20 protein-coding genes are annotated in these 26,195 nt (G+C 55.5%); 12 read left to right on the forward strand and 8 right to left on the reverse strand.

Annotated elements, in window-relative coordinates:
* Nucleotides 1-132 precede the first annotated feature (132 nt).
* From mrcB to fhuB, 5 genes are all read left to right on the forward strand, one after another.
* The gene (gene mrcB / locus ACH1XZ_RS22320) at nt 133-2,670 is read left to right on the forward strand and encodes a bifunctional glycosyl transferase/transpeptidase (RefSeq protein ID WP_395597209.1); all 2,538 of its coding nucleotides are present in this window, start codon (nt 133-135) and stop codon (nt 2,668-2,670) included.
* Nucleotides 2,671-2,996: 326 nt separating this feature from the next.
* Nucleotides 2,997-5,231, forward strand: a complete 2,235-nt coding sequence (fhuA, locus tag ACH1XZ_RS22325; protein WP_395597210.1) for a ferrichrome porin FhuA — start codon at nt 2,997-2,999, stop codon at nt 5,229-5,231.
* Between the two features lie 48 nt (nt 5,232-5,279).
* Nucleotides 5,280-6,077 carry a Fe3+-hydroxamate ABC transporter ATP-binding protein FhuC gene (gene fhuC / locus ACH1XZ_RS22330; RefSeq protein ID WP_395597211.1) on the forward strand — a complete coding sequence of 266 codons (798 nt, stop codon included), beginning with the start codon at nt 5,280-5,282 and terminating at the stop codon, nt 6,075-6,077.
* On the forward strand, nt 6,077-6,967 hold the full coding sequence (gene fhuD, locus ACH1XZ_RS22335) for a Fe(3+)-hydroxamate ABC transporter substrate-binding protein FhuD (RefSeq protein WP_395597212.1): 891 nt from the start codon (nt 6,077-6,079) through the stop codon (nt 6,965-6,967). The genes fhuC and fhuD overlap by 1 nt, the downstream gene beginning before the upstream one ends.
* Nucleotides 6,964-8,946, forward strand: coding sequence for a Fe(3+)-hydroxamate ABC transporter permease FhuB (gene fhuB / locus ACH1XZ_RS22340; protein WP_395597213.1), 1,983 nt, complete (start codon nt 6,964-6,966; stop codon nt 8,944-8,946). Before fhuD ends, fhuB begins: the two co-directional genes overlap by 4 nt.
* A gap of 96 nt (nt 8,947-9,042) precedes the next feature.
* Here fhuB and hemL read toward each other — a convergent pair whose 3' ends face one another.
* Nucleotides 9,043-10,323, reverse strand: a complete 1,281-nt coding sequence (gene hemL / locus ACH1XZ_RS22345) for a glutamate-1-semialdehyde 2,1-aminomutase (protein WP_395597214.1) — start codon at nt 10,321-10,323, stop codon at nt 9,043-9,045.
* A 181-nt stretch (nt 10,324-10,504) separates the two neighbouring features.
* Here hemL and clcA point away from each other — a divergent pair, with 181 nt between their 5' ends.
* A complete protein-coding gene (gene clcA / locus ACH1XZ_RS22350) occupies nt 10,505-11,923 on the forward strand; it encodes a H(+)/Cl(-) exchange transporter ClcA (RefSeq protein ID WP_395597215.1) in 1,419 nt (472 codons plus the stop codon).
* Between the two features lie 82 nt (nt 11,924-12,005).
* Nucleotides 12,006-12,350 carry an iron-sulfur cluster insertion protein ErpA gene (gene erpA, locus ACH1XZ_RS22355; protein WP_395597216.1) on the forward strand — a complete coding sequence of 115 codons (345 nt, stop codon included), beginning with the start codon at nt 12,006-12,008 and terminating at the stop codon, nt 12,348-12,350.
* 142 nt (nt 12,351-12,492) lie between these two features.
* Here the strand turns inward: erpA and ACH1XZ_RS22360 are convergent, their stop codons facing one another.
* The 3 genes from ACH1XZ_RS22360 to mtnN are packed head-to-tail and all read right to left on the reverse strand — an operon-like array spanning nt 12,493 to nt 14,622.
* On the reverse strand, nt 12,493-13,116 hold the full coding sequence (locus tag ACH1XZ_RS22360; RefSeq protein WP_395597217.1) for a TRIC cation channel family protein: 624 nt from the start codon (nt 13,114-13,116) through the stop codon (nt 12,493-12,495).
* Nucleotides 13,117-13,130: 14 nt separating this feature from the next.
* On the reverse strand, nt 13,131-13,916 hold the full coding sequence (gene btuF / locus ACH1XZ_RS22365; protein WP_395597241.1) for a vitamin B12 ABC transporter substrate-binding protein BtuF: 786 nt from the start codon (nt 13,914-13,916) through the stop codon (nt 13,131-13,133).
* 7 nt (nt 13,917-13,923) lie between these two features.
* Entirely contained in the window at nt 13,924-14,622 is a 699-nt protein-coding gene (gene mtnN / locus ACH1XZ_RS22370) for a 5'-methylthioadenosine/S-adenosylhomocysteine nucleosidase (protein ID WP_395597218.1), read from the reverse strand.
* Nucleotides 14,623-14,705: 83 nt separating this feature from the next.
* Here mtnN and dgt point away from each other — a divergent pair, with 83 nt between their 5' ends.
* The 3 genes from dgt (at nt 14,706) to cdaR (ending at nt 19,120) form a co-directional block, all read left to right on the forward strand.
* Nucleotides 14,706-16,220, forward strand: coding sequence for a dGTPase (gene dgt, locus ACH1XZ_RS22375; RefSeq protein WP_395597219.1), 1,515 nt, complete (start codon nt 14,706-14,708; stop codon nt 16,218-16,220).
* 135 nt (nt 16,221-16,355) lie between these two features.
* Nucleotides 16,356-17,804 (forward strand): serine endoprotease DegP, encoded by a 1,449-nt coding sequence (gene degP, locus ACH1XZ_RS22380; protein ID WP_395597220.1) that lies wholly within the window; start codon nt 16,356-16,358, stop codon nt 17,802-17,804.
* Nucleotides 17,805-17,962: 158 nt separating this feature from the next.
* Entirely contained in the window at nt 17,963-19,120 is a 1,158-nt protein-coding gene (cdaR, locus tag ACH1XZ_RS22385) for a DNA-binding transcriptional regulator CdaR (RefSeq protein ID WP_035891956.1), read from the forward strand.
* Between the two features lie 113 nt (nt 19,121-19,233).
* Here cdaR and ACH1XZ_RS22390 read toward each other — a convergent pair whose 3' ends face one another.
* The 4 genes from ACH1XZ_RS22390 to map all read right to left on the reverse strand — a co-directional run bounded on the left by ACH1XZ_RS22390 (nt 19,234) and on the right by map (nt 24,113).
* Complete coding sequence (locus ACH1XZ_RS22390; RefSeq protein ID WP_333495934.1) at nt 19,234-19,614, reverse strand: DUF3461 family protein; 381 nt, start codon at nt 19,612-19,614, stop codon at nt 19,234-19,236.
* A 108-nt stretch (nt 19,615-19,722) separates the two neighbouring features.
* Nucleotides 19,723-20,547: a 2,3,4,5-tetrahydropyridine-2,6-dicarboxylate N-succinyltransferase gene (gene dapD / locus ACH1XZ_RS22395; protein ID WP_004872026.1), complete on the reverse strand. Its 825-nt coding sequence runs from the start codon at nt 20,545-20,547 to the stop codon at nt 19,723-19,725.
* A 33-nt stretch (nt 20,548-20,580) separates the two neighbouring features.
* A complete protein-coding gene (gene glnD, locus ACH1XZ_RS22400; RefSeq protein WP_395597221.1) occupies nt 20,581-23,253 on the reverse strand; it encodes a bifunctional uridylyltransferase/uridylyl-removing protein GlnD in 2,673 nt (890 codons plus the stop codon).
* A 65-nt stretch (nt 23,254-23,318) separates the two neighbouring features.
* Nucleotides 23,319-24,113, reverse strand: a complete 795-nt coding sequence (map, locus tag ACH1XZ_RS22405) for a type I methionyl aminopeptidase (RefSeq protein ID WP_395597222.1) — start codon at nt 24,111-24,113, stop codon at nt 23,319-23,321.
* A 334-nt stretch (nt 24,114-24,447) separates the two neighbouring features.
* Between map and rpsB the strand changes: the two genes are divergently transcribed.
* Together rpsB and tsf are read left to right on the forward strand one after the other, a co-directional pair.
* The gene (gene rpsB / locus ACH1XZ_RS22410; protein ID WP_395597223.1) at nt 24,448-25,173 is read left to right on the forward strand and encodes a 30S ribosomal protein S2; all 726 of its coding nucleotides are present in this window, start codon (nt 24,448-24,450) and stop codon (nt 25,171-25,173) included.
* A gap of 136 nt (nt 25,174-25,309) precedes the next feature.
* Nucleotides 25,310-26,161 (forward strand): translation elongation factor Ts, encoded by an 852-nt coding sequence (gene tsf, locus ACH1XZ_RS22415; protein ID WP_035891960.1) that lies wholly within the window; start codon nt 25,310-25,312, stop codon nt 26,159-26,161.
* The last annotated feature ends 34 nt before the right edge of the window (nt 26,162-26,195 follow it).

The raw sequence follows: 26,195 nt of genomic DNA on the forward strand, positions 1-26,195 counted from the left end.
ATGAGAACGTAGCCCGGCCGAGCGAATGCGACGCCGGGGAAAACTGCATAAAATTGAGAGATATCTTCTTCTGTCTCGTGACAGAAGAATTGAGAATCAGGCCTTTATGCCTGAATGTTGCGGAGAGAAAGCATGGCGGGGAATGACCGCGAGCCGATTGGACGTAAAGGCAAGCCTGCACGTCCGGCAAAGCAAAAGGTAAGCCGTCGACAGCTCAGAGATGATGAGTATGACGACGATTATGATGATGATGGCTATGACGATGAAAAGCCTCGCTCGCGTAAAGGCGGCGGAAAGGGGAAAAAACCGCGCGGCAAACACCGCTGGTTCTGGTTCCTGGTAAAGCTGGGCATCGTTTTTGCCGTGCTGATGGCCATTTATGGCGTCTATCTGGATCAAAAAATCCGCAGCCGCATTGACGGTAAAGTCTGGCAGCTTCCGGCGGCGGTGTACGGCCGCATGGTGAGCCTTGAGCCGGATATGCCGATCAGCAAGAAAGAGATGGTGCAGCTGCTGACGGCGACCCAGTATCGCCAGGTCACGGCGATGACGCGCCCCGGTGAATTTACCGTACAGGCCAACAGCATCGAGATGATCCGTCGTCCGTTCGATTTCCCGGACAGTAAAGAAGGGCAGGTGCGCGCGCGTCTGACCTTCTCTGGCGATCATCTGGAAACCATCGAGAATCTGGACAGCAACCGCCAGTTCGGTTTCTTCCGTCTCGACCCGCGCCTTATCACCATGATGTCCTCGCCAAACGGCGAGCAGCGTCTGTTTGTGCCGCGCAGTGGGTTCCCGGATCTGCTGATCGATACGCTTATCGCGACCGAAGACCGTCACTTCTACGAGCACGACGGTATTAGCTTCTACTCAATGGGGCGCGCAGTGCTGGCGAACCTGACCGCGGGTAGAACGGTGCAGGGGGCGAGTACGCTGACCCAGCAGCTGGTGAAGAACCTGTTCCTCTCCAGCGAGCGTTCCTACTGGCGTAAGGCGAACGAAGCCTACATGGCGCTGATCATGGACGCCCGCTACAGCAAAGATCGCATTCTTGAGCTGTATATGAACGAGGTCTACCTCGGTCAGAGCGGCGACAATGAAATCCGCGGCTTCCCGCTGGCGAGCCTGTACTACTTTGGCCGTCCAGTGGAAGAGCTGAGCCTTGACCAGCAGGCGCTGCTGGTGGGCATGGTGAAAGGGGCTTCTATCTATAACCCGTGGCGTAACCCGAAACTGGCGCTGGAGCGTCGTAACCTGGTTCTGCGCCTGCTGCAACAGCAGAAGGTTATCGATCAGGAGCTTTACGACATGCTGAGCGCGCGTCCGCTGGGCGTACAGCCGCGCGGCGGGGTGATTTCGCCGCAGCCTGCGTTTATGCAGATGGTGCGTCAGGAGCTGCAGGCTAAGCTGGGCGATAAAGTGAAAGATCTCTCCGGCGTGAAGATCTTTACCACCTTCGACTCGGTGGCGCAGGATGCGGCAGAAAAAGCGGCAACCGACGGCATTCCGGTGCTGAAGAAACAGCGTAAGCTCAGCGACCTTGAAACCGCGATGGTGGTGGTTGACCGCTTCAGCGGCGAAGTGCGGGCGATGGTAGGCGGCGCTGAACCGCAGTTTGCGGGCTACAACCGCGCGATGCAGGCACGTCGTTCAATTGGTTCTCTGGCTAAGCCGGCGACCTATCTGACGGCGTTAAGTCAGCCGAATCAGTATCGTCTGAACACCTGGATTGCCGATGCGCCAATTGCGCTGCGTCAGCCGAATGGTCAGGTGTGGTCACCGCAGAACGACGATCGTCGCTATAGCGGCCAGGTGATGCTGGTGGATGCGCTGACGCGTTCCATGAACGTGCCGACCGTTAACCTCGGTATGGCGCTGGGTCTGCCAGCGGTTACCGACACCTGGCTGAAGCTGGGCGCGCCGAAAGATCAGCTCAACGCCGTGCCGGCGATGTTGCTGGGGGCGCTGAACCTGACGCCAATTGAAGTGGCGCAGGCGTTCCAGACTATCGCCAGCGGCGGTAATCGCGCGCCGTTGTCGGCGCTGCGTTCGGTGATTGCGGAAGACGGTACCGTGCTGTACCAGAGCTATCCGCAGGCTGAACGTGCCGTTCCGGCACAGGCGGCTTATCTGACGCTGTGGACCATGCAGCAGGTTGTGCAGCGCGGTACCGGTCGTCAACTGGGCGCGAAATACCCGAACCTGCATCTGGCAGGGAAAACCGGGACCACCAACAACAACGTCGATACCTGGTTTGCCGGGATTGACGGTCGTGAAGTGGTGATCACCTGGGTAGGCCGTGATAATAACCAGCCGACCAAGCTGTACGGCGCGAGCGGTGCGATGTCCATCTACCAGCGTTATCTGCAAACCCAGTCGCCTATCGCGCTGGATCTGACGCCGCCGGAAGACGTGGTGAACATGGGCGTAGACGACGGCGGTAACTTCGTCTGCGGCGGCGGTGGCACCCGTATGCTGCCGGTCTGGACCACCGACCCGGATTCACTCTGCCAGCAGAGCCAGCAGGCCATCGAGCAGCAGCAGTCAGCGAACCCGTTTGACTCTTCCTCTTCACAGCCTCAGCAGCAACAGCAGCAGCAGCCGGCGCAGGAGAAGAAAGACAGCGACGGTGTAGCGGGTTGGATTAAGGATATGTTCGGCGGCAACTAAGGTTGCCCCCGGTTCGGTGCCGATCCCGGCGTCACTTCGTTCGGCCGGGCTACAGCCGATTTTGTAGCCCGGACGAGGCGTTCACGCCGACGCCGGGATGGCTCGGTGCCGTATTAGTACTAAGCCTCTGCGTTGCGCAGGGGCTTTTTTATCTCTAAGTTTTTTCTTTTTCTTAACGCCATTATTTCATCTGTTTAATTCTTAACCCCTTAATTCTGGTAGGGACTTATATCGCTTGCTATGCGTGCAATGCATGACCTATTATTTCCATCGTTATAATAATAATTCTCGTTTACGTTATCATTCACTTCATCAGAGATATACCAATGGCGCGTCTTAAAACTGCTCAGCCAACCCACTCGCTGCGTAAACTCGCGGTCGTAGTAGCCACGGCGGTTAGCGGCATGTCTGTCTATGCACAGGCTGCAGAAAAACCAAAAGAAGAAACCATCACCGTTACCGCAGCTCCAGCCGCTCAGGAAAGTGCCTGGGGTCCGGCGGCAACGATTGCGGCGAAGCGTTCCGCAACGGCAACCAAAACGGATACGCCGATTGAGAAGACGCCACAGTCTATTTCAGTCGTCACCAATGAAGAGATGCAGATTCACCAGTCTCGTTCCGTCAAGGAAGCGTTGGGTTACACCCCGGGCGTAGTGGTGAGTAACCGTGGTGCGTCTAACACCTATGATTTTGTTAGCATTCGTGGGTTCACTTCAGTTGGTCTCAGCCAGAACAACTATCTGGATGGTCTGAAGCTGCAAGGTAACTTCTACAACGATGCAGTGATCGACCCTTATATGCTGGAACGCGTTGAGTTGATGCGCGGACCAACTTCCGTTCTGTACGGTAAGAGCAACCCGGGTGGGATCATCTCAATGGTCAGCAAACGCCCAACGACTGAACCGCTGAAAGAAGTGCAGTTCAAAATGGGAACAAACAATCTGTTCCAAACCGGTTTTGATTTCAGCGATGCGCTGGATGATAACGGTGAATTCTCTTACCGCCTGACCGGGCTGGCTCGTTCTAATAACGAACAGCAGAATCATGCGGAGCAGCAACGCTACACCATCGCGCCATCTTTCTCCTGGCGTCCTGATGATAAAACCAACTTTACATTCCTTTCTTATTTCCAGAATGAGCCTGAAACTGGCTACTATGGTTGGTTACCGAAAGAAGGGACCGTTCAGCCGTTACCGAATGGCTCACGTCTGCCTAGCGACTTTAATGAAGGTGCTAAAAACAATAGCTATTCGCGCAACGAGAAAATGGTTGGCTATAGCTTCGAACACGGTTTCAATGACACCTTCACCGTACGCCAGAATTTACGCTTTGCCGAAATGAAAACGGCCCAGCAGAGTGTTTATGGTACCGGTATCTGTACCACTAACACTTTTAACGCCCCATGCCAGGCCATTTCTGCCGCCGATCGCGATCACTATCTCGGACGCGGTACCGTCGTTGATAACGAACGCTTACAGAACTTTAGCGTTGACACTCAACTTCAAAGTAATTTTGCCACGGGGACGGTTGACCATACGTTGCTGACCGGTATTGATTTCATGCGTATGCGTAACGATATCAATGCCAAGTTTGGCACCGCGCCGGCGCTCGACCTCTATAACCCGCAAACCCTGAATAACTTTGATTTCGACTCGGCTGAACCGTATCAGATGAATGAAACCAAACAAACGGGTATTTACGTTCAGGACCAGGCTGAATGGGACAAATGGGTCTTCACTCTGGGTGGCCGATATGATTGGTCTCAGCAAGCGACTACTGTCAGAGAGAACTCAACCACTCCAGTGGGTGGCTACATTGAACGTAATGACCATCAGTTCACATGGCGTGGCGGTGTAAACTATCTGTTTGATAACGGTATTTCTCCGTATGTGAGCTACAGCCAGTCTTTCGAGCCTAACGCATTCGATCTGTATAGCGTGCCACGCATGGCGTTTGCACCATCTAAGGGCGAGCAGTACGAAGCTGGTGTGAAATATGTGCCGAAAGATATGCCAATTGTCATTACGGCAGCGGCATATCACCTGACTAAAACGAATACCCTGACTACCGATCCGAACAACTCTAACCTTCAGGTTCCATCGGGTGAAGTTCGTTCGCAGGGCTTTGAGTTTGAAGCTAAGGCAGCGGTTAATGCCAATATCAACGTAACGGCTTCGTACACCTATACTGATGCTGAGTACACGAAAGACACGAATCTGAAGGGTAACAATGTTGAGCAGGTTCCGCAGAATATGGCCTCATTATGGGGGGATTACACCTTCCACGATGGCGCTCTTTCTGGCCTGACGTTGGGTACCGGTGGTCGCTTTATTGGCTCTAGCTACGGTGACCCGGCAAACACCTTCAAGGTGGGTAGCGCAGCAGTGATGGATGCGGTTGTTAAATATGACCTGGCTCGTTTCGGTATGGCTGGTTCCAGCATTGCAGTCAATGTGACTAACCTGCTCGATCGTGAATATGTTTCCAGCTGCTTCCAGACCTACGGTTGCTTCTGGGGCGCAGAGCGTCAGGTTGTTGCCACCGCAACGTTCCGTTTCTAATCACCTCCAGGGCGCGGGTTTTCCGCGCCCTTTAACATGTTGACGGTTATGCAGGACAACACAACTCATTCTGATACGACCTTTTCTCTGGAACAGGTCGTTTTTCGCGTTCCAGGCCGTACGCTTCTTCATCCTCTCTCTTTAACTTTTCCCGCGGGCAAAGTGACCGGTCTTATCGGTCATAACGGCTCGGGCAAATCCACGCTGCTGAAAATGCTTGGTCGCCATCAGCCGCCGTCGGAAGGGGAGATCGTGCTCGATGGTCAGCCGCTGGCAAGCTGGAACAGTAAAGCGTTTGCCCGTAAGGTCGCTTATTTGCCGCAGCAACTGCCGCCCGCAGAAGGGATGACCGTACGTGAACTGGTGGCGATTGGTCGCTACCCGTGGCACGGCGCGCTGGGCCGCTTTGGCGTGGCCGATCGTGAAAAGGTCGAGGAAGCGATTTCCCTCGTAGGGCTGAAACCGCTGGCGTATCGGCTGGTTGATAGTCTCTCAGGCGGCGAACGTCAGCGTGCGTGGATAGCCATGCTGGTAGCGCAGGACAGCCGCTGTCTGTTGCTCGATGAACCGACTTCGGCGTTGGATATTGCCCATCAGGTGGATGTGCTGGCGCTGGTGCATCGCCTCAGCCAGCAGCGCGGGCTGACGGTGGTTGCCGTTCTGCACGATATTAATATGGCGGCGCGCTACTGTGATTATCTGGTGGCGCTTCGCGGCGGTGAAATGATTGCTCAGGGAACGCCGGATGAACTGATGCGCAGCGACACGCTGGAGCAGATTTATGGCATTCCAATGGGCATTCTGCCGCATCCAGCCGGTGCTGCACCGGTAAGTTTTGTCTATTGATGACTGATTCGAATTTGATAAACCGTCGCCGTTTTCTCGCGGCGATGGCGCTCTCGCCGCTGCTCTGGCAGATGCAAAAAGCGCAGGCCGCACCCGTTAACGCGGAACGTATTGTGGCGCTGGAGTGGCTGCCCGTGGAGCTGATGCTGGCGCTGGGCGTCACGCCCTACGGCGTGGCGGATATCCCCAACTACCGTATGTGGGTCAACGAGCCGGTGCTGCCGGACTCGGTCATTGACGTTGGGCTGCGCACCGAACCTAATCTTGAACTGCTGACCCAGATGAAGCCCTCTATGCTGGTCTGGTCCGCAGGCTACGGTCCTTCACCGAAGATCCTCGCGCGTATTGCGCCGGGGCGCAGCTTTGCCTTCAGCGACGGCAAACAGCCGCTGGAACAGGCGCGACGCTCGCTGCTGGAAATGGCGGAGCTGCTCAACAAGCAGGATGTGGCCCATCGCCATCTGGCGGAGTTTGATGCCTATATCGATAGTCTGAAGCCACGCTTTGCACAGCGCGGTGAACGCCCGCTGCTGCTGATGTCGCTGCTCGACCCGCGGCATATGCTGGTGTTTGGCCCGAATTGCCTGTTCCAGGAAATTCTTGACCGTCTGGGTGTGAAAAACGCCTGGCAAGGCGAAACCAATTTCTGGGGCAGCACGGTGGTCGGTATCGACAGGCTGGCGGCCTACAAAGACGTCGACGTACTCTGCTTTGACCACGGCAACGCAGCCGATATGCGCCGCCTGGCCGCCACGCCGTTATGGCAGGCAATGCCGTTTGTGCGCGCCAACCGCGTGCAGAACGTCACGGCGGTGTGGTTCTATGGCGCGACGCTGTCGGCGATGAACTTCGCCCGCATTCTCGACAATGCATTGGGAGGCAAAGCGTGAAAACGACCCGCTCTCCTTTTGCCGTGATACTACTGCTGGCGCTATTCGTCGTCGCGCTGGTGATGACCTGGTTTAACTTCAACCTGGCGTTGCCCAACGCGCTGTGGTTCCAGGCAATGCGCCAGCCGGATATTAACGCCATTGACCAGATGCTGTTCCACTACAGCCTGGTGCCTCGTCTGGCTATCTCCCTGCTGGTGGGGGCAGGTCTGGGGCTGGTAGGCGTTCTGTTCCAGCAGGTGCTGCGTAACCCGCTGGCTGAGCCGACGACGCTCGGCGTGGCAACCGGCGCCCAACTGGGGATGACAATAACCACGCTGTGGGCGATACCGGGCGTGCTGACTTCGCAGTTTGCTGCCCTGGCGGGCGCCTGTATCGTCGGCGCGCTGGTCTTCGGCGTAGCGTGGGGCAAACGTCTCTCGCCGGTGACGCTGATTCTGGCTGGGCTGGTGGTGAGCCTGTACTGTGGCGCGATTAACCAGCTGATGGTGATTTTCCATCACGACCAGCTGCAAAGCATGTTCTTGTGGAGCACCGGGACGCTGACGCAAACCGACTGGAGCGTGGTACAACGCCTGTGGCCTCAGCTGTTGGGCGGCGTCATGTTGACGCTGCTGCTGCTGCGTCCGTTAACGTTGATGGGCTTGGACGACGGCGTGGCGCGCAACCTGGGGCTGGCGCTGTCGCTGGCACGTCTGGGCGCGCTAACGCTGGCTATCGTTATCAGCGCCTTCCTCGTCAATGCGGTGGGGATTATTGGCTTTATCGGCCTGTTTGCGCCGCTGCTGGCGAAGATGCTCGGCGCGCGGCGTCTGCTCTCTCGACTGATACTGGCTCCGCTGATTGGTGCGCTGATTCTGTGGCTTTCCGACCAACTTATTCTTTGGCTCACCCGCGTGTGGATGGAAGTCTCGACCGGTTCCGTGACCGCGCTGATTGGCGCACCGCTGTTGCTTTGGCTGTTGCCACGGCTGCGCAGCATGAGTGCGCCGTCAATGAATGCCAGCGATAACGTGGCGAATGAACGTCAGAACGTGCAGTGGTTTGCGCTAGGCGGGCTGGTGATTCTGCTGGCGGCGATGTTCGTTGCCCTGTCGCTGGGTCGCGATGCGCAGAGCTGGCACTGGGCCAGCGGTACGCTGCTTGACCAACTGGCGCAGTGGCGCTGGCCGCGTATTGCGTCGGCGCTGATTGCAGGGGTGATGCTGGCGGTAGCGGGCTGTATTATTCAGCGCTTAACGGGTAACCCGATGGCGAGCCCTGAAGTGCTGGGGATAAGCTCGGGTGCGGCGTTTGGCGTGGTCTTGATGCTGTTTGTGGTACCGGGCAACGCGTTTGGCTGGCTGCTGCCGGCAGGGAGTCTGGGGGCGGCGGTGACGTTGCTGATTATCCTGATTGCCGCCGGGCGCGGTGGGTTTTCGCCGCACCGCATGCTGCTGGCGGGGATGGCGCTCAGTACCGCATTCACCATGCTGCTGATGATGCTGCAAGCGAGCGGTGACCCGCGCATGGCGCAGATCCTGACGTGGATCTCCGGCTCAACCTATAACGCGACCGCTGAGCAGGTGGTGCAGTCGGCTATTGCGATGGTGATTCTCCTGCTGCTGGTGCCGCTGTGCCGCCGCTGGTTAACCATTCTGCCGCTGGGCGGTGAGACGGCGCGGTCTATCGGGATGGCGCTCTCTCCAGCGCGTATCGCACTGCTGCTGCTGGCGGCATGCCTGACGGCGGCGGCCACGCTGACCATCGGGCCACTAAGTTTTGTTGGACTGATGGCACCGCATATTGCACGCATGATGGGCTTCCGTCGTACGATGCCGCACATTGTGATTTCCGCGCTGATCGGGGGGCTGATGCTGGTGTTTGCCGACTGGTGTGGACGCATGCTGATGTTCCCGTATCAGGTGCCAGCAGGGCTGCTGTCGACCTTTATCGGTGCACCGTACTTTATCTATCTGCTGAGAAAGCAGAGTCGATAAAAAAGCCGGATGGCGCATGCGCTTATCCGGCCTACAGATTGTGCGATTTACGTAGGCCGGGTAAGGCGAAGCCGCCACCCGGCATGTGTCTCTGACTTACAGCTTCGCAAACACCCGACGCGCCGCGTCAATGGTGTTATTGATGTCTTCTTCGCTGTGGGCGATGGACATAAAGCCCGCCTCAAACGCCGACGGCGCCAGATACACGCCTTCATCCAGCATCAGATGGAAGAAGCGCTTAAAGCGCTCAACGTCGCACTTCAGCACGTCCTGATAGCAGGTGACTTCTTTGCCGTCGGTGAAGAAGATCCCGAACATCCCGCCCACGTTGTTCACCACCAGTGGAATACCGGTTTCCTGCGCGGCATCCAGCAGACCTTGCGCCAGTTGATTGGTCAGGTCAGTCAGCGTTTCGTGTACGCCCGGCTGCGCCACTTCGGTCAGGCAGGCAAAGCCCGCCGCCATTGCAATAGGGTTACCGGAAAGCGTACCCGCCTGGTATACCGGACCGGTTGGTGCCAGCGCGTCCATCACATCGCGACGGCCACCGAAAGCGCCCACCGGCATACCGCCGCCGATGATTTTGCCAAGGCAGGTTAGATCCGGCACCACGTCGTAGTAGGACTGTGCCCCCGCCAGCGCTACGCGGAAGCCGGTCATCACTTCATCGATGATCAGCAGCGCGCCGAACTCGTCGCACAGCGCGCGCAGGCCCGGTAGGAAATCAGCCTGCGGTGGAATGCAGTTCATGTTACCGGCAACCGGTTCAACGATGATGCAGGCAATATCCTGCGGGAACTGCTCGAACGCGGCGCGCACGGAGGTCAGATCGTTATAGGTGCAGGTGAGGGTGTGCTTAGCGAAGTCCGCCGGTACGCCCGGTGAGTTTGGCTGGCCGAGGGTCAACGCGCCGGAACCGGCTTTTACCAGCAGGCAGTCGGCGTGACCGTGGTAGCAGCCTTCGAATTTGATGATTTTGTCACGGCCGGTGAAGCCGCGCGCCAGACGAATGGCGCTCATGGTGGCTTCGGTACCGGAGTTGACCATGCGCACCATATCCATGGTTGGCACCAGTTCGGTAACCAGCTTCGCCATGGTGACTTCCATCTCGGTTGGCGCGCCGAAGCTCAGGCCACGTTCGGCTGCTTCAATCACCGCGTTGCGGATGGCAGGGTGGTTATGACCCAGCACCATCGGCCCCCAGGAACCGACATAATCGATATAGGCTTTGCCATCTACGTCGTACAGATAGGCACCGTCCGCACGCTCGATAAACAGCGGTGTACCGCCGACACCGGTAAAAGCACGTACCGGTGAGTTGACCCCGCCAGGGATAAGTTCACGCGCTGCGCTATAGAGGTTTTCAGATTTGCTCATTGCCAGGATCCTGGTTCGTGAAAAATGTTTTGTCCGCTATTCTAAATTATTCCACAGAAGTTATGAAATTTTTGCCTGATTGCAACAAAGCATTCGTAGCACAATTTTTTCGCGACGTAGCGCACAGGTCTGGGTAAAATGCCCACCCTTCCTATTTGTATTACCAATTAGTGATGACGGAATGAAAGCAGAAATACCCCCTTTAGAGGCACAGCGGATGGTGCGCTTACGCCGCCGCGATGTGGTGCGTAAATTACTGAATCGCGATAAAACACCGCTGATGGTGCTGCTGATGTCCGCCGTGGTGGGCTCGCTTGTTGGGCTGATCGGCGTGGCGTTTGAGCATGCGGTGAACTGGGTGCTGAACGTGCGTATTGGCACGCTGGCGCAGGTTGCCGACCGCTGGTATTTGGTCTGGCCGCTGGCGTTTATTCTGTCGGCGCTGCTGGCCATGTTCGGCTACTGGCTGATGCGACGCTTTGCGCCGGAAGCGGGCGGTTCGGGTATCCCGGAAATAGAAGGCGCGCTGGAAGACCTGCGCCCGGTTCGCTGGTGGCGCGTGCTGCCGGTGAAGTTCTTTGGCGGGATGGGGACGCTCGGTGCGGGCATGGTGCTTGGGCGTGAAGGGCCGACGGTGCAGATCGGCGGCAATATCGGGCGCATGGTTGGCGATATTTTCCGTCAGCGTGATGAAGAGTCGCGCCACACGCTACTGGCTACCGGTGCGGCGGCAGGTCTATCGGCAGCGTTCAATGCGCCGCTGGCGGGCATTCTGTTTATCATCGAAGAGATGCGCCCGCAGTTCCGCTACAGCCTTATCTCCATTAAAGCGGTATTCACCGGCGTTATCATGTCGAGCATTATGTTCCGCATCTTCAACGGCGAAACGCCGGTGATTGAAGTGGGCAAGTTGACCAACGCACCGGTCAACACGCTGTGGCTGTATCTGGTGCTGGGCGTGATTTTTGGCTGCGTTGGTCCGCTGTTTAATACCCTGGTGCTGAAAACCCAGGATATGTTTTTCCGCATCCACGGCGGTAACACGACAAAATGGGTGCTGATTGGCGGCTTGATTGGCGGTGGCTGCGGCGTGCTGGGATTGTTTCAATCGGCAGCGGCGGGCGGTGGATTTAACCTGATCCCGATTGCGGCGGCGGGGAACTTTACCGTCGGTTCGCTGCTGTTCCTGTTTGTGGCTCGCGTTATCACCACGCTGTTGTGCTTCTCCTCTGGCGCGCCGGGCGGGATTTTCGCGCCGATGCTGGCGCTGGGTACCTTGCTGGGTACGGCCTTCGGTATGGCGGCGATGCATTTGTTCCCGGCTTACAACCTGGAGGCGGGGACCTTTGCCATTGCCGGGATGGGCGCGCTGTTGGCGGCGTCTGTGCGTGCACCACTCACTGGGATCGTGCTGGTACTGGAGATGACTGATAATTATCAGCTCATTTTGCCAATGATTATTACCGGACTCGGTGCCACGCTATTGGCGCAGTTCCTCGGTGGACAGCCGCTCTACGCCACGATTCTGGCGCGCACCCTGGCGAAGCAGGAGGCCGAGCAAGAGGCGAAAGCCAGGCAGTCGGCCCCGGAGAATACTTGAACGATTTACCAGGGTATTAGATAATGACCAAAAGAGTCGGGTTATTATTTGCCCAGACCCGCTGTATTAATGGGAGCAAAAAATGAGTGATGACGTAGTGCTGCCGCTGGAGTTTACCGACGCCGCAGCCAAAAAAGTAAAATTCCTGATTGCGGACGAAGACAACCCAAACCTGAAGCTGCGTGTGTACATCACGGGCGGCGGTTGCAGCGGCTTCCAGTATGGCTTTACCTTTGACGACCAGATCAACGAAGGCGACATGACCATCGAGAAACAGGGCGTAGGCCTGGTGGTTGACCCAATGAGCCTGCAGTATCTGGTAGGCGGTTCGGTGGACTATACCGAAGGTCTGGAAGGTTCACGCTTTATCGTAACCAACCCGAATGCAACCAGCACCTGCGGCTGCGGTTCTTCCTTCAGCATCTAAGCGTGTTGACCAAATAAATTGAAAAGCCCACCGAGAGGTGGGCTTTTTGTTGTCATTCTGGCTCCCGGGGCTCCCCGGCGGCGCTACGCTTGGCCGGGCTACACCGGGTGGTAGGCCGGATAAGCGCAGCGCCATCCGGCAATCAACGCCCGTTATCATCCAGCGCAAAGGTTGGCAGCTTCAGGTGCCAGCGAATAGCCGCCAGGCGAATGGCCAGCGTGACCACCATCCCCATCATACTGGCGTTCTCCAGCGGCACCTGGAAAGTGTAATAGGTGGTGGCGTGCACAATCCCGCCGATAATACAGGCGGTGGCATAGATTTCCGTTCGCAGGATCATCGGCACTTCGCGTGCCAGTACGTCACGGATAATCCCGCCCCCCACGCCGGTGACGACGCCCATACAGACGGCGACCAGCGGCCCGGAGTGAGCGATGAACGCTTTGTTCACGCCGATACCGACAAACACCGCGAGCCCCACGGCATCCAGCACCGGCAGCACCCATTTCGGTAGACGGCGCGGCTGACGCACCAGGACAATCGTTAGCATGCTGGTCACCATCGCCACCACCAGGTCCGTGGGATCTTTCACCCAGAATACCGGGCCGTTGGCCAGCGCCATATCGCGAATGGTCCCACCACCGACGGCGGTCACCACCCCCAGTACCAATACGCCAAAAGGGTCCATCCGTAGCTTTCCCGCCAGCAGCACGCCGGAGACCGCGAAAACGATGGTGCCTACAATATCCAGCCAATAGACAAGCATGACCAATTATCCGATTAATTAACCTGCGACAGCGCAGTACAGAGTTGTTTTGCGGCGAGGATAATACGTGGGCTCGCGCGTTCAAACCAGTCACTATTAAGGGGAATAATGGGGATTGTGAGCTGGCTTGCCCAATACTGCTGGATTTTCGGAATCTGACCTGCATCGCCGGCGGCGACAATCACCTGCGGTTTACGCATCAGCACCTGTTCGCGGCTCACCTGAGGCCAGGCTACCCGGCTGTCGGCAAAGATGTTCTGACCGCCGCAGATTTCCAGCACCTGGTTCTGAATGGCGCTTTTGTTACTGGTGAAAATAGGGTTAAAGCCAAACTGCATAAAGACCCGTTTTTTCGGCTTGTTGGCATATTGCGTCTTTAGCTGTGCATAGTCGCTCAGCAGCTCGGTGGCGGCCTGCTCGGCTTTTTCAGGGTGCGGACTCCATTTCGCCAGTTGGCGAAGCGTCGCGGCAATCTCCTCAATACTGTGCGAATCCACCCACAGTACGGTAATACCCAGCGAACGCAGTTGGTTGACCTGGCGTTCGGCATTGCCTTCTTTCCACGCTAATACAAGGTCTGGGTGCAGTGCGACAATACGTTCAAGGTTAATCCCTTGCCAGGAGGCGACCTGCTCTATCGCTTTTGCGGCGGCGGGGTAGTCAGACCAGGCGCTGACGCCAACGGGCGTGATCCCGGCGGCAAAGGCCAGTTCGGTATTAGCAGGGGAGAGGGTAATAACCCGCGGCGCAGCGACAAGCCACGCCGGGGTGCTAAGCAGCAGGGCAAGTAGCCCTGTCATCAGCCGCTTAGCCACGCGCCAGTTTCTGTACCAGCGTTTCGACCATCAGAGTCGACTGCTTCGCGGCAACGGCCAGGAACTCTTCGAAGCTCAGGTGGGACTGCTGATCGGCGACGTCGGAAATTGCGCGAACGACCACGAACGGCACGCCAAAGTTGTGGCAAACGTGGGCAATCGCCGTGGCTTCCATCTCTACGGCAACGGCCTGCGGGAAGTTGTGACGGATTTTAGCCAGCGCGACGGAGCCGTTGATGAAGGCATCACCGCTGACAATCAGGCCGCGCACGGCGTTCAGGTCGAGAGATTTGATGCACTCTTCTGCGGCGGCAACGAGTTTGTCGTCGGCTTTGAATGCCGCAGGGCAACCTGCCATCTGGCCAATTTCGTAGCCGAATGCGGTAACGTCGGCATCGTGGTAGCGCGCTTCGTCAGAAACCACGATATCGCCCACTTTCAGGGTTGGCGCAAGGCCGCCTGCGGAGCCGGTGTTGATAATCACGTCTGGCTGGCAGCGTTCCAGCAGCAGCGCAGCGCCCATTGCGGCGGCAACTTTACCAATGCCGGATTTGAGCAACGCGACCTCTACGCCGTTCAACTGGCCGGTGTAGATTTCGCTACCGCCGATGGTGATAGTCTGACGATTTTCGATTTTGTCACGCAGCAGCGTAACTTCTTCTTCCATTGCGCCAATAATGCCGATTTTCATAGATTTACTCGCGATGTGCCATGTTTAAAGGCATAGTCTATCATGCGGTTCAGGGGAAGCGCATTGCTTGCGACGGAGAGGCTATGGCTAAGATTGATTTTCGCAATAAAATTAACTGGCGTCGGCGCTATCGCTCACCACAGGGTGTCAGCTCCGAACATGAGATTCTGCGCATTTTTGAAAGCGATCGCGGGCGCATTATCAACTCGCCTGCGATACGTCGCCTGCAGCAGAAAACACAGGTGTTTCCGCTGGAGCGTAACGCTGCTGTCCGTACCCGCCTCACGCACTCAATGGAAGTTCAACAGGTGGGGCGTTACATTGCCAAAGAGATCCTGAGCCGTTTAAAAGAGAAAACGCTGCTGGAAGTTTACGGACTCGATGATCTGACCGGGCCGTTTGAAAGCATCGTCGAGATGGCCTGTCTGATGCACGATATCGGCAATCCGCCGTTTGGTCACTTTGGTGAAGCGGCAATTAACGACTGGTTTAGTCAGCGACTGGCACCGAAAGATGCGCTGAGCCAGCCATCAAGTCACGATCGCTGTGAGGTTGCCGACCTGCGGTTGAGAGAGGGCGAAGAGACGCTCAATACGCTGCGCAGTAAAGTGCGTCAGGACCTGTGCCATTTTGAAGGTAACGCGCAGGGGATTCGACTGGTGCATACCCTGATGCGCATGAACCTGACCTGGGCGCAGGTGGGCTGTATCTTAAAATATACGCGCCCGGCCTGGTGGGCGACAGATATCCCAGCGACGCACAGCTATTTAATGAAAAAGCCCGGTTACTACCTGGCGGAAGAGCCCTATATTGAGCGTTTACGTAAAGAACTGGATTTAGCACCTTACAATCGATTCCCATTAACCTGGATTATGGAGGCGGCGGATGATATTTCTTATTGTGTGGCTGACCTCGAAGATGCGGTAGAAAAACGCGTCTTTAGCGTCGAGCAGTTGTATCAGCATTTATATGATGCCTGGCCGGAGCATAACAAAGGTTCGTTGTTTGCTCAGGTTGTCGAAAATGCGTGGGATAAATCTCGTTCAAACTCATTAAGCCGCAGTACTGAAGATCAGTTCTTTATGTATTTGCGAGTGAATACATTAAATAAACTGGTGCCTTATGCGGCGCAGCGGTTTATTGAGAACCTTCCAAAGATTTATCAGGGCGATTTTAACCATGCGCTGCTGGAAGATGACAGCAGCTACAGCCAACTGCTGAAGCTGTATAAGAATGTTGCAAGAAAACATGTATTTAGCCATCCAGAGGTTGAGCAGCTTGAACTCCAGGGCTACCGGGTTATTGGCGGATTACTGGATATTTACGCGCCTTTGCTTAAATTATCCTTAAGCGATTTTAGTGAGCTGGCTGAACAAGAGCGCGTGCGCCACTTGCCTATCGAATCCCGGTTATTTTGCAAGCTCTCAACGCGTCATCGTTTAGCTTATGTTGAAGCAGTAAATAAACTTTCTCGTGATTCCGTCGATTTTCCGGTAATGGAATATTATTATCGTTGTCGCCTGCTTCAGGATTATATCAGCGGGATGACGGATCTCTACGCATGGGATGAATATCGTCGGTTGATGGCAGTAGAATAATCAGAAGTTTTGTAAAGACGCTCAATAAATTTTTACTTTTAGCTGATGCAGTTGCACGGAACTTAGTGCCATAAAGTGAATCTGATAGTCACGAACATAGCAATTTTGCGTAATCTGATATTGAGATTGAAACACATGAAAAAAACCACGTTAGCAATGAGTGCACTGGCTCTTAGTTTAAGTCTGGCTCTGTCTCCGTTGTCCGCTAGCGCGGCCGAGACGGCATCTTCCTCCGCATCCGCTGCGCAGCCAATGCCAAGTCTGGCTCCGATGCTGGAAAAGGTGATGCCGTCTGTCGTCAGCATTAATGTTGAGGGCAGCACAACGGTAAATACGCCGCGTATGGGCCGCAACTTCCAGCAGTTCTTTGGCGACAACTCGCCGTTCTGCCAGGATGGTTCTCCGTTCCAGAGCTCACCGTTCTGTCAGGGCGGTGCGGGCCCAGATGGCGGTAACGGCGGCAATCAGCCACAGCAACAGCAGAAATTCATGGCCCTCGGTTCTGGTGTCGTGATTGACGCCGCGAAAGGCTACGTCGTCACCAACAACCACGTGGTGGATAACGCCAATTCCATCAAGGTTCAACTGAGCGATGGCCGTAAGTTTGACGCGAAAGTGGTCGGTAAAGACCCGCGTTCCGACATTGCGCTTATTCAGATTCAGGATCCGAAAAACCTGACGGCGATTAAGCTGGCGGACTCTGACGCACTGCGCGTTGGTGACTACACCGTGGCTATCGGTAACCCGTTCGGCCTGGGCGAAACCGTGACCTCCGGTATCGTTTCTGCGCTGGGTCGTAGTGGCCTGAACGTTGAAAACTACGAAAACTTTATCCAGACCGATGCGGCCATTAACCGCGGTAACTCCGGCGGTGCGTTGGTGAACCTGAACGGCGAGCTTATTGGTATTAACACCGCAATCCTCGCACCGGACGGCGGTAACATCGGTATCGGCTTCGCCATTCCGAGCAACATGGTGAAAAACCTGACTGACCAGATGGTGAAATTCGGCCAGGTGAAACGCGGTGAGCTGGGGATCATGGGTACCGAACTGAACTCCGAGCTGGCGAAAGCGATGAAGGTCGACGCGCAGCGCGGTGCCTTCGTAAGCCAGGTCATGCCGAACTCTTCAGCGGCGAAAGCCGGAATTAAAGCCGGTGACGTGATTACCTCACTGAACGGTAAGGCAATCAGCAGCTTCGCGGCGCTGCGTGCGCAGGTTGGCACCATGCCGGTAGGCAGCAAAATCAGCCTTGGCCTGCTGCGCGATGGTAAGCCGGTAACGGTGAATCTGGAGCTGCAGCAGAGCAGCCAGACCCAGGTTGACTCCAGCTCTATCTTCAGCGGTATCGAAGGGGCTGAAATGAGCAACAAAGGTCAGGACAAAGGCGTGGTGGTGAATACCGTGAAAGCGGGTTCTCCGGCAGCACAGATTGGCCTGAAGAAAGGGGACATTATCGTGGGCGCTAACCAGCAGGCGGTGAAAAACATCGCTGAGCTGCGCAAAATCCTCGATAGCAAACCTTCTGTACTGGCGCTGAACATTCAGCGTGGCGATAGCTCCATCTACCTGCTGATGCAGTAATCGTGACCTCAACCCTTTCCCCACCCGGGGAAAGGGTTTTTCCCTTCGTAATGTGAAGCACCCCACAACTCCATAGTTCTCAACCGTGCTTTGTGCATTTGCACAGTGCAGCGTTTTTGTATCTTTCTTATCATGTAACCTGCTCACAGGAGGGGTTCATGGCTAGCTGGCATCTTGATACTAAAATGGCGCAGGATATCGTGGCGCGCACGATGCGCATTATCGATACCAATATCAACGTAATGGATGCCCGCGGGCGCATTATCGGCAGCGGCGATCGTGAGCGTATTGGGGAATTGCACGAAGGTGCGCTGCTGGTGCTCTCACAAGGGCGCGTGGTGGACATTGACGATGCTGTTGCTCGACACCTGCATGGTGTGCGTCAGGGGATTAACCTGCCGCTGCGTCTGGAAGGCGAGATAGTGGGTGTTATCGGCCTGACCGGTGAGCCGGAAACGCTGCGTAAATACGGTGAGCTGGTGTGCATGACGGCGGAAATGATGCTGGAACAGTCTCGCCTGATGCATCTGCTGGCACAGGATAGCCGCCTGCGTGAAGAGCTGGTGATGAACCTGATTCAGGCAGAAGAGAATACGCCGGCGCTGACCGAATGGGCGCAGCGGTTGGGCATTGATCTTAATCAGCCGCGCGTGGCGGCGGTCGTCGAGGTCGATAGCGGGCAGTTGGGCGTTGACAGCGCGATGGCTGAGCTTCAGCAGCTGCAAAATGCGCTGACGACGCCAGAGCGTAATAACCTGATTGCGATAGTCTCGTTGACCGAAATGGTGGTGCTGAAGCCGGCGCTTAACCAGTTTGGACGCTGGGATGCAGAAGATCACCAGAAGCGTGTAGAACAGCTGATTTCCCGCATGAAAGAGAATGGGCATCTGCGTTTTCGCGTAGCGCTCGGCAACTACTTTACCGGGCCGGGCAGTATTGCCCGTTCCTACCGTACGGCGCGCACCACCATGATGGTGGGCAAACAGCGTATGCCGGAGAGTCGCAGTTATTTTTACCAGGATTTGATGCTGCCGGTGCTGCTCGATAGCCTGCGCGGTGGCTGGCAGGCCAACGAGCTGTCGCGTCCGCTGATGCGTCTGAAGGCGATGGATAATAATGGTCTGCTGCGTAGGACGTTAACGGCATGGTTTCGCAATAATGTGCAGCCGCTAGCGACCTCAAAGGCGCTGTTTATTCACCGCAATACGCTGGAGTATCGATTGAATCGCATTTCGGAGCTGACCGGGCTGGATTTGGGGAATTTCGATGACAGGCTGCTGTTGTATATTGCGTTGCAGCTGGATGAGCAGAGATGATAAATCTGCATAATGTGTGGTCTGTGTAGGCCTGATAAGCGTAGTGCCATCAGGCAAAAAAAAGCCGGGTGGCGGCTTCGCCTTACCCGGCCTACGAATACACCCACATACTGCTATTTACGCGTCAACTTCTCCAGATCGGCTTCAATTTCGCTGATCTTGTTGGTCACAACGCTTTCGAGATGGCGCAGATCGTCAAGGATCTTACGCTTAAGATCGACTTCAGTGCGATCGCGCTGGCAAATCTGGTCCAGCTCATCAATCACGTAGCGCAGGTTTGGGCTTATCTCCTGCACTTCCTTAAAACCCTGACCATCACCGGCAATGGTTTTACGCTGGCGTGGATATTTGAACTTCACGCTCTTGGCGAAAAACTCACCCTTGTCCTTCTGGAAATAGATTTTCAGGATATCGTTGTTGGCTTCCTGCCGGAGGCTGTAACGATCGATTTCATCGGGATTGGTAATCCCCAGGCTTTTCAAATTATCGTACATAGCGGTACCCCTGATCTAAATTAACTATTGAATAATTAACGAAAAAATCTATTTCCGCCAGCTTACGAATAAAAAAAAGCGGGGTTGCCCCCGCTTTTTCGCATCGTATTAATCGATAGTACGCAGTAGCTCGTTGATGCCCACTTTACCGCGGGTTTTGGCATCCACTTTCTTCACAATCACCGCGCAGTACAGGCTGTACTTGCCGTCTTTGGATGGCAGGTTGCCGGAAACGACAACGGAGCCCGCCGGTACGCGACCGTAGAAGACTTCGCCGGTTTCGCGGTCGTAGATTTTGGTGCTCTGACCCAGGTACACGCCCATGGAGATAACGGAGCCTTCTTCTACGATAACGCCTTCAACCACTTCGGAGCGTGCGCCGATGAAGCAGTTGTCTTCGATGATGGTTGGGTTAGCCTGCAGTGGTTCCAGAACGCCACCGATGCCGACGCCGCCGGAAAGGTGAACGTTTTTACCGATCTGCGCGCAAGAGCCGACGGTCGCCCAGGTATCCACCATGGAGCCTTCATCAACATAGGCACCGATATTCACGTAGGAAGGCATCAGTACGGTGTTGCGAGCGATGAACGCGCCCTGACGAACCGCTGCTGGTGGCACTACGCGGAAACCTTCTTTCTGGAAACGCGCTTCGTCGTAGTCAGCGAATTTCATTGGCACTTTATCGAAGTAGCGGCTTTCCGCACCGTCGATAACCTGGTTATCGTTAATACGGAAAGAGAGCAGAACCGCTTTCTTCAGCCACTGGTGAGTTACCCACTGACCGTCAATCTTTTCAGCGACACGCAGCGCGCCGGAATCCAGCAGGGAAATCACCTGGTTAACCGCTTCGCGGGTTACGGTATCCACATTTGCCGGCGTGATGTCGGCGCGACGCTCAAAAGCGGACTCAATAACGTTCTGTAATTGCTGCATTGTTTCTCTTTCCATTTACTTAAAAAAAATACGTCACCCTTTATCGTTTGGATTGAGGGCTGCTGTCAACCGTTGTTGCACTTCTTGTTGGAGCACATTATTAAGCGCACGCCGGTCGGCGGTGGCGATTATAAATAAATCTTCTACTCGTTCACCAATTGTCGTAATTCTCGCCCCGTGGAGCGAGATCCCGAGGTCGGCGAACACCTGGCCGACGCGAGCGAGCAGGCCGGGCTGGTCGAGGGCAATCAGCTCGAGGAACGATTTCCGGTCGGTGTGGGTCGGCAGGAAATTGACCTCGGTATCGACCGAGAAATGGCGCAGTTTTGCCGCCTGACGACGCGGCTGCGGTGGCTGCCAACTGCGTTGAGTAATCGCCTGCTCCAGCCCAAAACGAATGGCTTCATGGCGGTCGCCGGAGAGCGGGCTACCGTCTGGCTCAAGCACAATAAAGGAGTCCATCGCCATGCCGTCGCGGGTGGTGAAAATCTGCGCGTCGTGCACGCTAAGATTGCGGCGGTCAAGCTCGGCACACACGGCGGCAAACAGGTATGGTCTGTCCGGACTCCAGATAAAGATCTCGGTACCCCCGCGGGTGGCCTGCGGGCTGAGCAGGATCATCGGCTGGGTGAGGTCGTGCTTCAACAGATGACGGGCGTGCCATGCAAGCTGGTTTGGCGTATGACGCACAAAGTAGTTGGCGCGGCAGCGGTTCCAGATTTGGTGCAGCACCTCTTCGTTGATATTGTCCATGCGCAGCAGCGCCAGCGCCTGCATCTGATGATGACGGACGCGTTCGCGCATATCCGGCGTGTTCTGCATCCCGCGACGCAGCTGCTTCTCGGTGGCGAAGTAGAGTTCGCGCAGCAGGCTCTGCTTCCAGCTGTTCCATAGGGTTTCGTTGGTCGCGCAGATATCGGCGACCGTCAGGCACACCAGGAAGCGCAGACGGTGTTCGGTTTGCACCTCTTCGGCAAACTGCTTGATCACTTCCGGGTCCTGAATATCGCGGCGCTGGGCGGTGACCGACATCAACAGATGCTGACGCACCAGCCAAGCCACTAATTGGGTTTCCCGCGAGTTCAGGCCGTGTAGCTCGGCGAACTTCAGGACATCCTGTGCGCCAAGGATGGAGTGATCGCCACCGCGCCCTTTGGCGATATCGTGGAACAGGGCGGCAATCAGGATAAGCTCTGGATGGTTCAACCGCGGCCAGAGATCGACGCACAGCGGGTGGCGCGAACGCGTCTCTTCTTTTGCGAAGCTTTCGAGTTTCAGCAGCACGCGGATGGTGTGCTCATCGACCGTGTAGGCATGGAACAGGTCAAACTGCATCTGACCGACGATATAAGACCACTGCGGCATGTAGGCCCACAGTACGCTGTGGCGGTGCATGGGCAGCAGGCCTCGGCTGACGGCACCCTGGTGGCGAAGCATGCTCAGGAACAGCTCACGCGCTTCCGGGATATAGCACAACGGCTGGCTGAGATGGCGACGGGCATGGCGCAGATGACGTAACGTGGTCGAGTAAATACCGGTAATGCTGCTATTACGCACCATGATGTGGAACATGCGCAGAATGGCCTGCGGCTCGCGGATGAACAGGGTATCGTCGCGCAGGTCGATAAGCGTACCGCGCAACTGGAAATCGTCGTCAATCGCCCGCGGCTTTTCATCTTCAGTGAGGGCGAGAATCGCCTCGTCAAACAGCTGTAGCAGCATGTGGTTCAGCTCGCCGACGCGGCGGGTGACGCGATAGAAATCCTTCATCATGTGTTCGATCGGCTGGTTGCCTTCGCCTTCGTATTTCAGGCGGCGGGCGACGCTGAGTTGGCGGTCGAACAGCAGGCGGTTGTCATAACGGTTGAGCTCAAGATGTAGCGCAAAGCGAATGCGCCATAGCAGGTGTAGGCATTCGTTGAGCTCATTGCGCTCGGCTTCGGTCAAAAAGCCAAAGCTCACCATCTCATCCATTGATGTCGCGCCGAAGTGGCGACGGGCGACCCACTGAATGGTGTGGATATCGCGCAGGCCGCCGGGGCTGCTTTTAATATCGGGTTCGAGGTTGTAGCTGGTACCGTGATAGCGCTGGTGGCGGGCTTCCTGCTCGGCGACTTTAGCCGGGAAGAAGTTTTCTGACGGCCAGAACCCTTCGCTGAAAATATGCTTCTGGAGCTCAAGAAACAGCGCGACGTCGCCAATCAACAGGCGTGATTCAATCAGGTTGGTGGCGACGGTTAAGTCTGATAAACCTTCCAGCAGGCACTCTTCCAGCGTACGTACGCTGTGGCCGACTTCCAGCTTAATATCCCACAGCAGCGTCAGCAGCTCGCCGATTTTTTGTGCCTGCTCATCGGGCAGCTTTTTGCGGCTCAGAATCAGCAGGTCAACGTCGGAAAGCGGGTGCAGCTCGCCGCGACCATAGCCGCCTACGGCGACCAGCGCCGCATCTTCCACGGGGCCAAAACCGTACAGCAGCCACAGGCGTTGCAGCAGCTGGTCAATAAACTCGGTGCGGGCTTCAATTAATTGTTCGGCAGAGATGCCTTCATCAAAGGCGACGCCCAGCCATCGCTGAAACTCATCGAGCCGATTTTTTATATCGGTGCAGTTCAAACTGGTTTCGGGCCAGTCGACCGGATTCTCCGGCTGGCCGGGCAGGGCAGGGAGAATGGTACAAGCCAGTTCAGGTATGGAGTTACTCATCGCGCGCGCCGCCCATAAGAAAAAACTATCACCCATTAAAAAAGCCGGCATTCGCCGGCTTTTCGTTATTCGTTGTGCGAGATTATCGCCGGGATGGTGTCATCCTTGCGTAACGTCAGTATTTCGCAGCCGTTGTCTGTCACCACAATAGTATGCTCGTACTGCGCAGACAAGCTTCGGTCTTTGGTTTTTACCGTCCAGCCGTCTTTCATGGTGCGAATCTCTTTCTTACCGGCGTTAACCATCGGCTCGATAGTGAAGGTCATGCCCTGCTTCAGTACCACGTCGGTTTCACGAGAGTCATAGTGCAGTACCTGTGGTTCTTCATGGAAGCCGCGACCAATGCCGTGACCGCAGTATTCACGCACCACGGAGAACCCTTCCGCTTCGACAAACTTCTGGATAGCCGCGCCAATTTCACGCAGGTTCACACCCGGTTTCACCATTCTCAGCGCCACATACAGGCTTTCCTGAGTTACGCGGCACAGACGTTCGCCCAGAATGGTTGGCTTACCCACGATAAACATTTTGGAGGTGTCGCCGTGGAACTCGTCTTTGATGACCGTGACGTCGATGTTGACGATGTCGCCGTCTTTCAGGTGCTTTTCGTCATCCGGAATACCGTGGCATACCACTTCATTAATGGAGATGCAGACGGATTTCGGGAAGCCGTGGTAGTTCAGGCAGGCGGAGATCGCTTTCTGCTCGTTGACGATGTAGTCATTGCAGATGCGGTCCAGTTCGCCGGTGGTCACGCCAGGCTTCACGTATGGTTCGATCATTTCGAGCACTTCGGCGGCCAGACGGCCGGCAACGCGCATTTTTTCAATATCTTCAGGGGTCTTAATAGAAATCGCCATGGAATATGTCCATCAGTGTCGATTTTTTCGACAATAATTGAGTGTTAGTAATGTCAATGTTAACAGCCCGAGGCGCCTGGTGCCAAATTGAGAATCATTCTGAACTTCGCCTTTCGTGCCCTGCGTCAGAGATAACAACTGTTGGTATCTGCGCCGCTTTTATGGTATAAAGCGCGCCGAACTTCCGCTCATTCTTGTTTTGTCCGGAAGCGACAAATCTCACTTTGTGTAAATAACACACACGTATCGACACATATTCCGGGGTGCCCTTCGGGGTCGGTAATATGGGATACGTGGAGGCATAACCCCAACTTAATCTATAGAGGTTTTAACCATGGCAACTGTTTCCATGCGCGACATGCTCAAGGCTGGTGTACACTTCGGTCACCAGACCCGTTACTGGAACCCGAAAATGAAGCCTTTCATCTTCGGCGCTCGTAACAAAGTTCACATCATCAACCTTGAGAAAACTGTACCAATGTTCAACGAAGCTCTGGCTGAACTGAACAAGATCTCTTCTCGTAAAGGCAAAATCCTTTTCGTTGGTACTAAACGCGCTGCAAGCGAAGCTGTGAAAGAAGCTGCTAACAGCTGCGACCAGTTCTTCGTGAACCATCGCTGGCTGGGCGGTATGCTGACTAACTGGAAAACCGTTCGTCAGTCCATCAAACGTCTGAAAGATCTGGAAACTCAGTCTCAGGACGGTACTTTCGACAAGCTGACCAAGAAAGAAGCGCTGATGCGTACTCGTGAGCTGGCGAAACTGGAAAACAGCCTGGGCGGTATTAAAGACATGGGCGGCCTGCCGGACGCACTGTTCGTTATCGATGCTGACCATGAACACATTGCTATCAAAGAAGCGAACAACCTGGGTATCCCAGTATTCTCTATCGTTGATACCAACTCTGATCCAGATGGCGTTGATTTCGTTATCCCTGGTAACGACGATGCAATCCGTGCTGTGACCCTGTACCTGAGCGCAGTTGCTGCTACCGTTCGTGAAGGCCGTTCTTCTGATCTGGCTTCCCAGGCGGAAGAAAGCTTCGTAGAAGCTGAGTAATAAGGCACGCTCGAAAGAGCCCTTATAAACCAGGTAGTAACACGTTTGGTTAGGGGGCCTGTTTATGGCCCCCTTTTTCACTTTTAAATCTGTGCGGTTTATCGCCGGGCAGATCAAATCTTCCGAGGATTTTAGAATGGCTGAAATTACCGCTTCCCTGGTAAAAGAGCTGCGTGAGCGTACTGGCGCAGGCATGATGGATTGCAAAAAAGCCCTGACTGAAGCTAATGGCGACATCGAGCTGGCAATCGAAAATATGCGTAAATCCGGTGCTATCAAAGCAGCGAAAAAAGCAGGCAACGTTGCTGCTGACGGCGTGATCAAAACCAAAATCAATGGCAACATCGCCTTCATTCTGGAAGTTAACTGCCAGACTGACTTCGTTGCTAAAGACTCCGGTTTCCAGGCATTTGCTGACAAAGTTCTGGACGCAGCTGTTGCTGGTAACATCACCGACGTTGACGTTCTGAAAGCACAGTTCGAAGAAGAACGCGTTGCGCTGGTTGCTAAAATCGGTGAGAACATCAACATCCGTCGCGTAGCTTCCCTGGAAGGCGAAGTTCTGGGTAACTACCAGCACGGCGCACGTATCGGTGTTCTGGTTGCTGCTACTGGCGCTGACGAAGAACTGGTTAAACAGCTGGCAATGCACGTTGCTGCAAGCAAGCCAGAATTCGTTAAACCAGAAGACGTATCCGCTGAAGTGGTAGAGAAAGAATACCAGGTACAGCTGGACATCGCGATGCAGTCTGGTAAGCCAAAAGAAATCGCAGAGAAAATGGTTGAAGGCCGCATGAAGAAATTCACCGGCGAAGTTTCTCTGACTGGCCAGCCATTCGTTATGGATCCAAGCAAGTCTGTTGGCCAGCTGCTGAAAGAGCACAATGCTGACGTCACTGGCTTCATCCGCTTCGAAGTGGGTGAAGGCATCGAGAAAGTTGAGACTGACTTCGCAGCAGAAGTTGCTGCAATGTCCAAGCAGTCTTAATTGCAGTAAAGGAGCCGCCTGAGGGCGGCTCTCT

Origin of the sequence: Kluyvera chengduensis (assembly GCF_044197065.1) — a bacterium.
Taxonomy (GTDB): Bacteria; Pseudomonadota; Gammaproteobacteria; order Enterobacterales; family Enterobacteriaceae; genus Kluyvera; species Kluyvera ascorbata_C.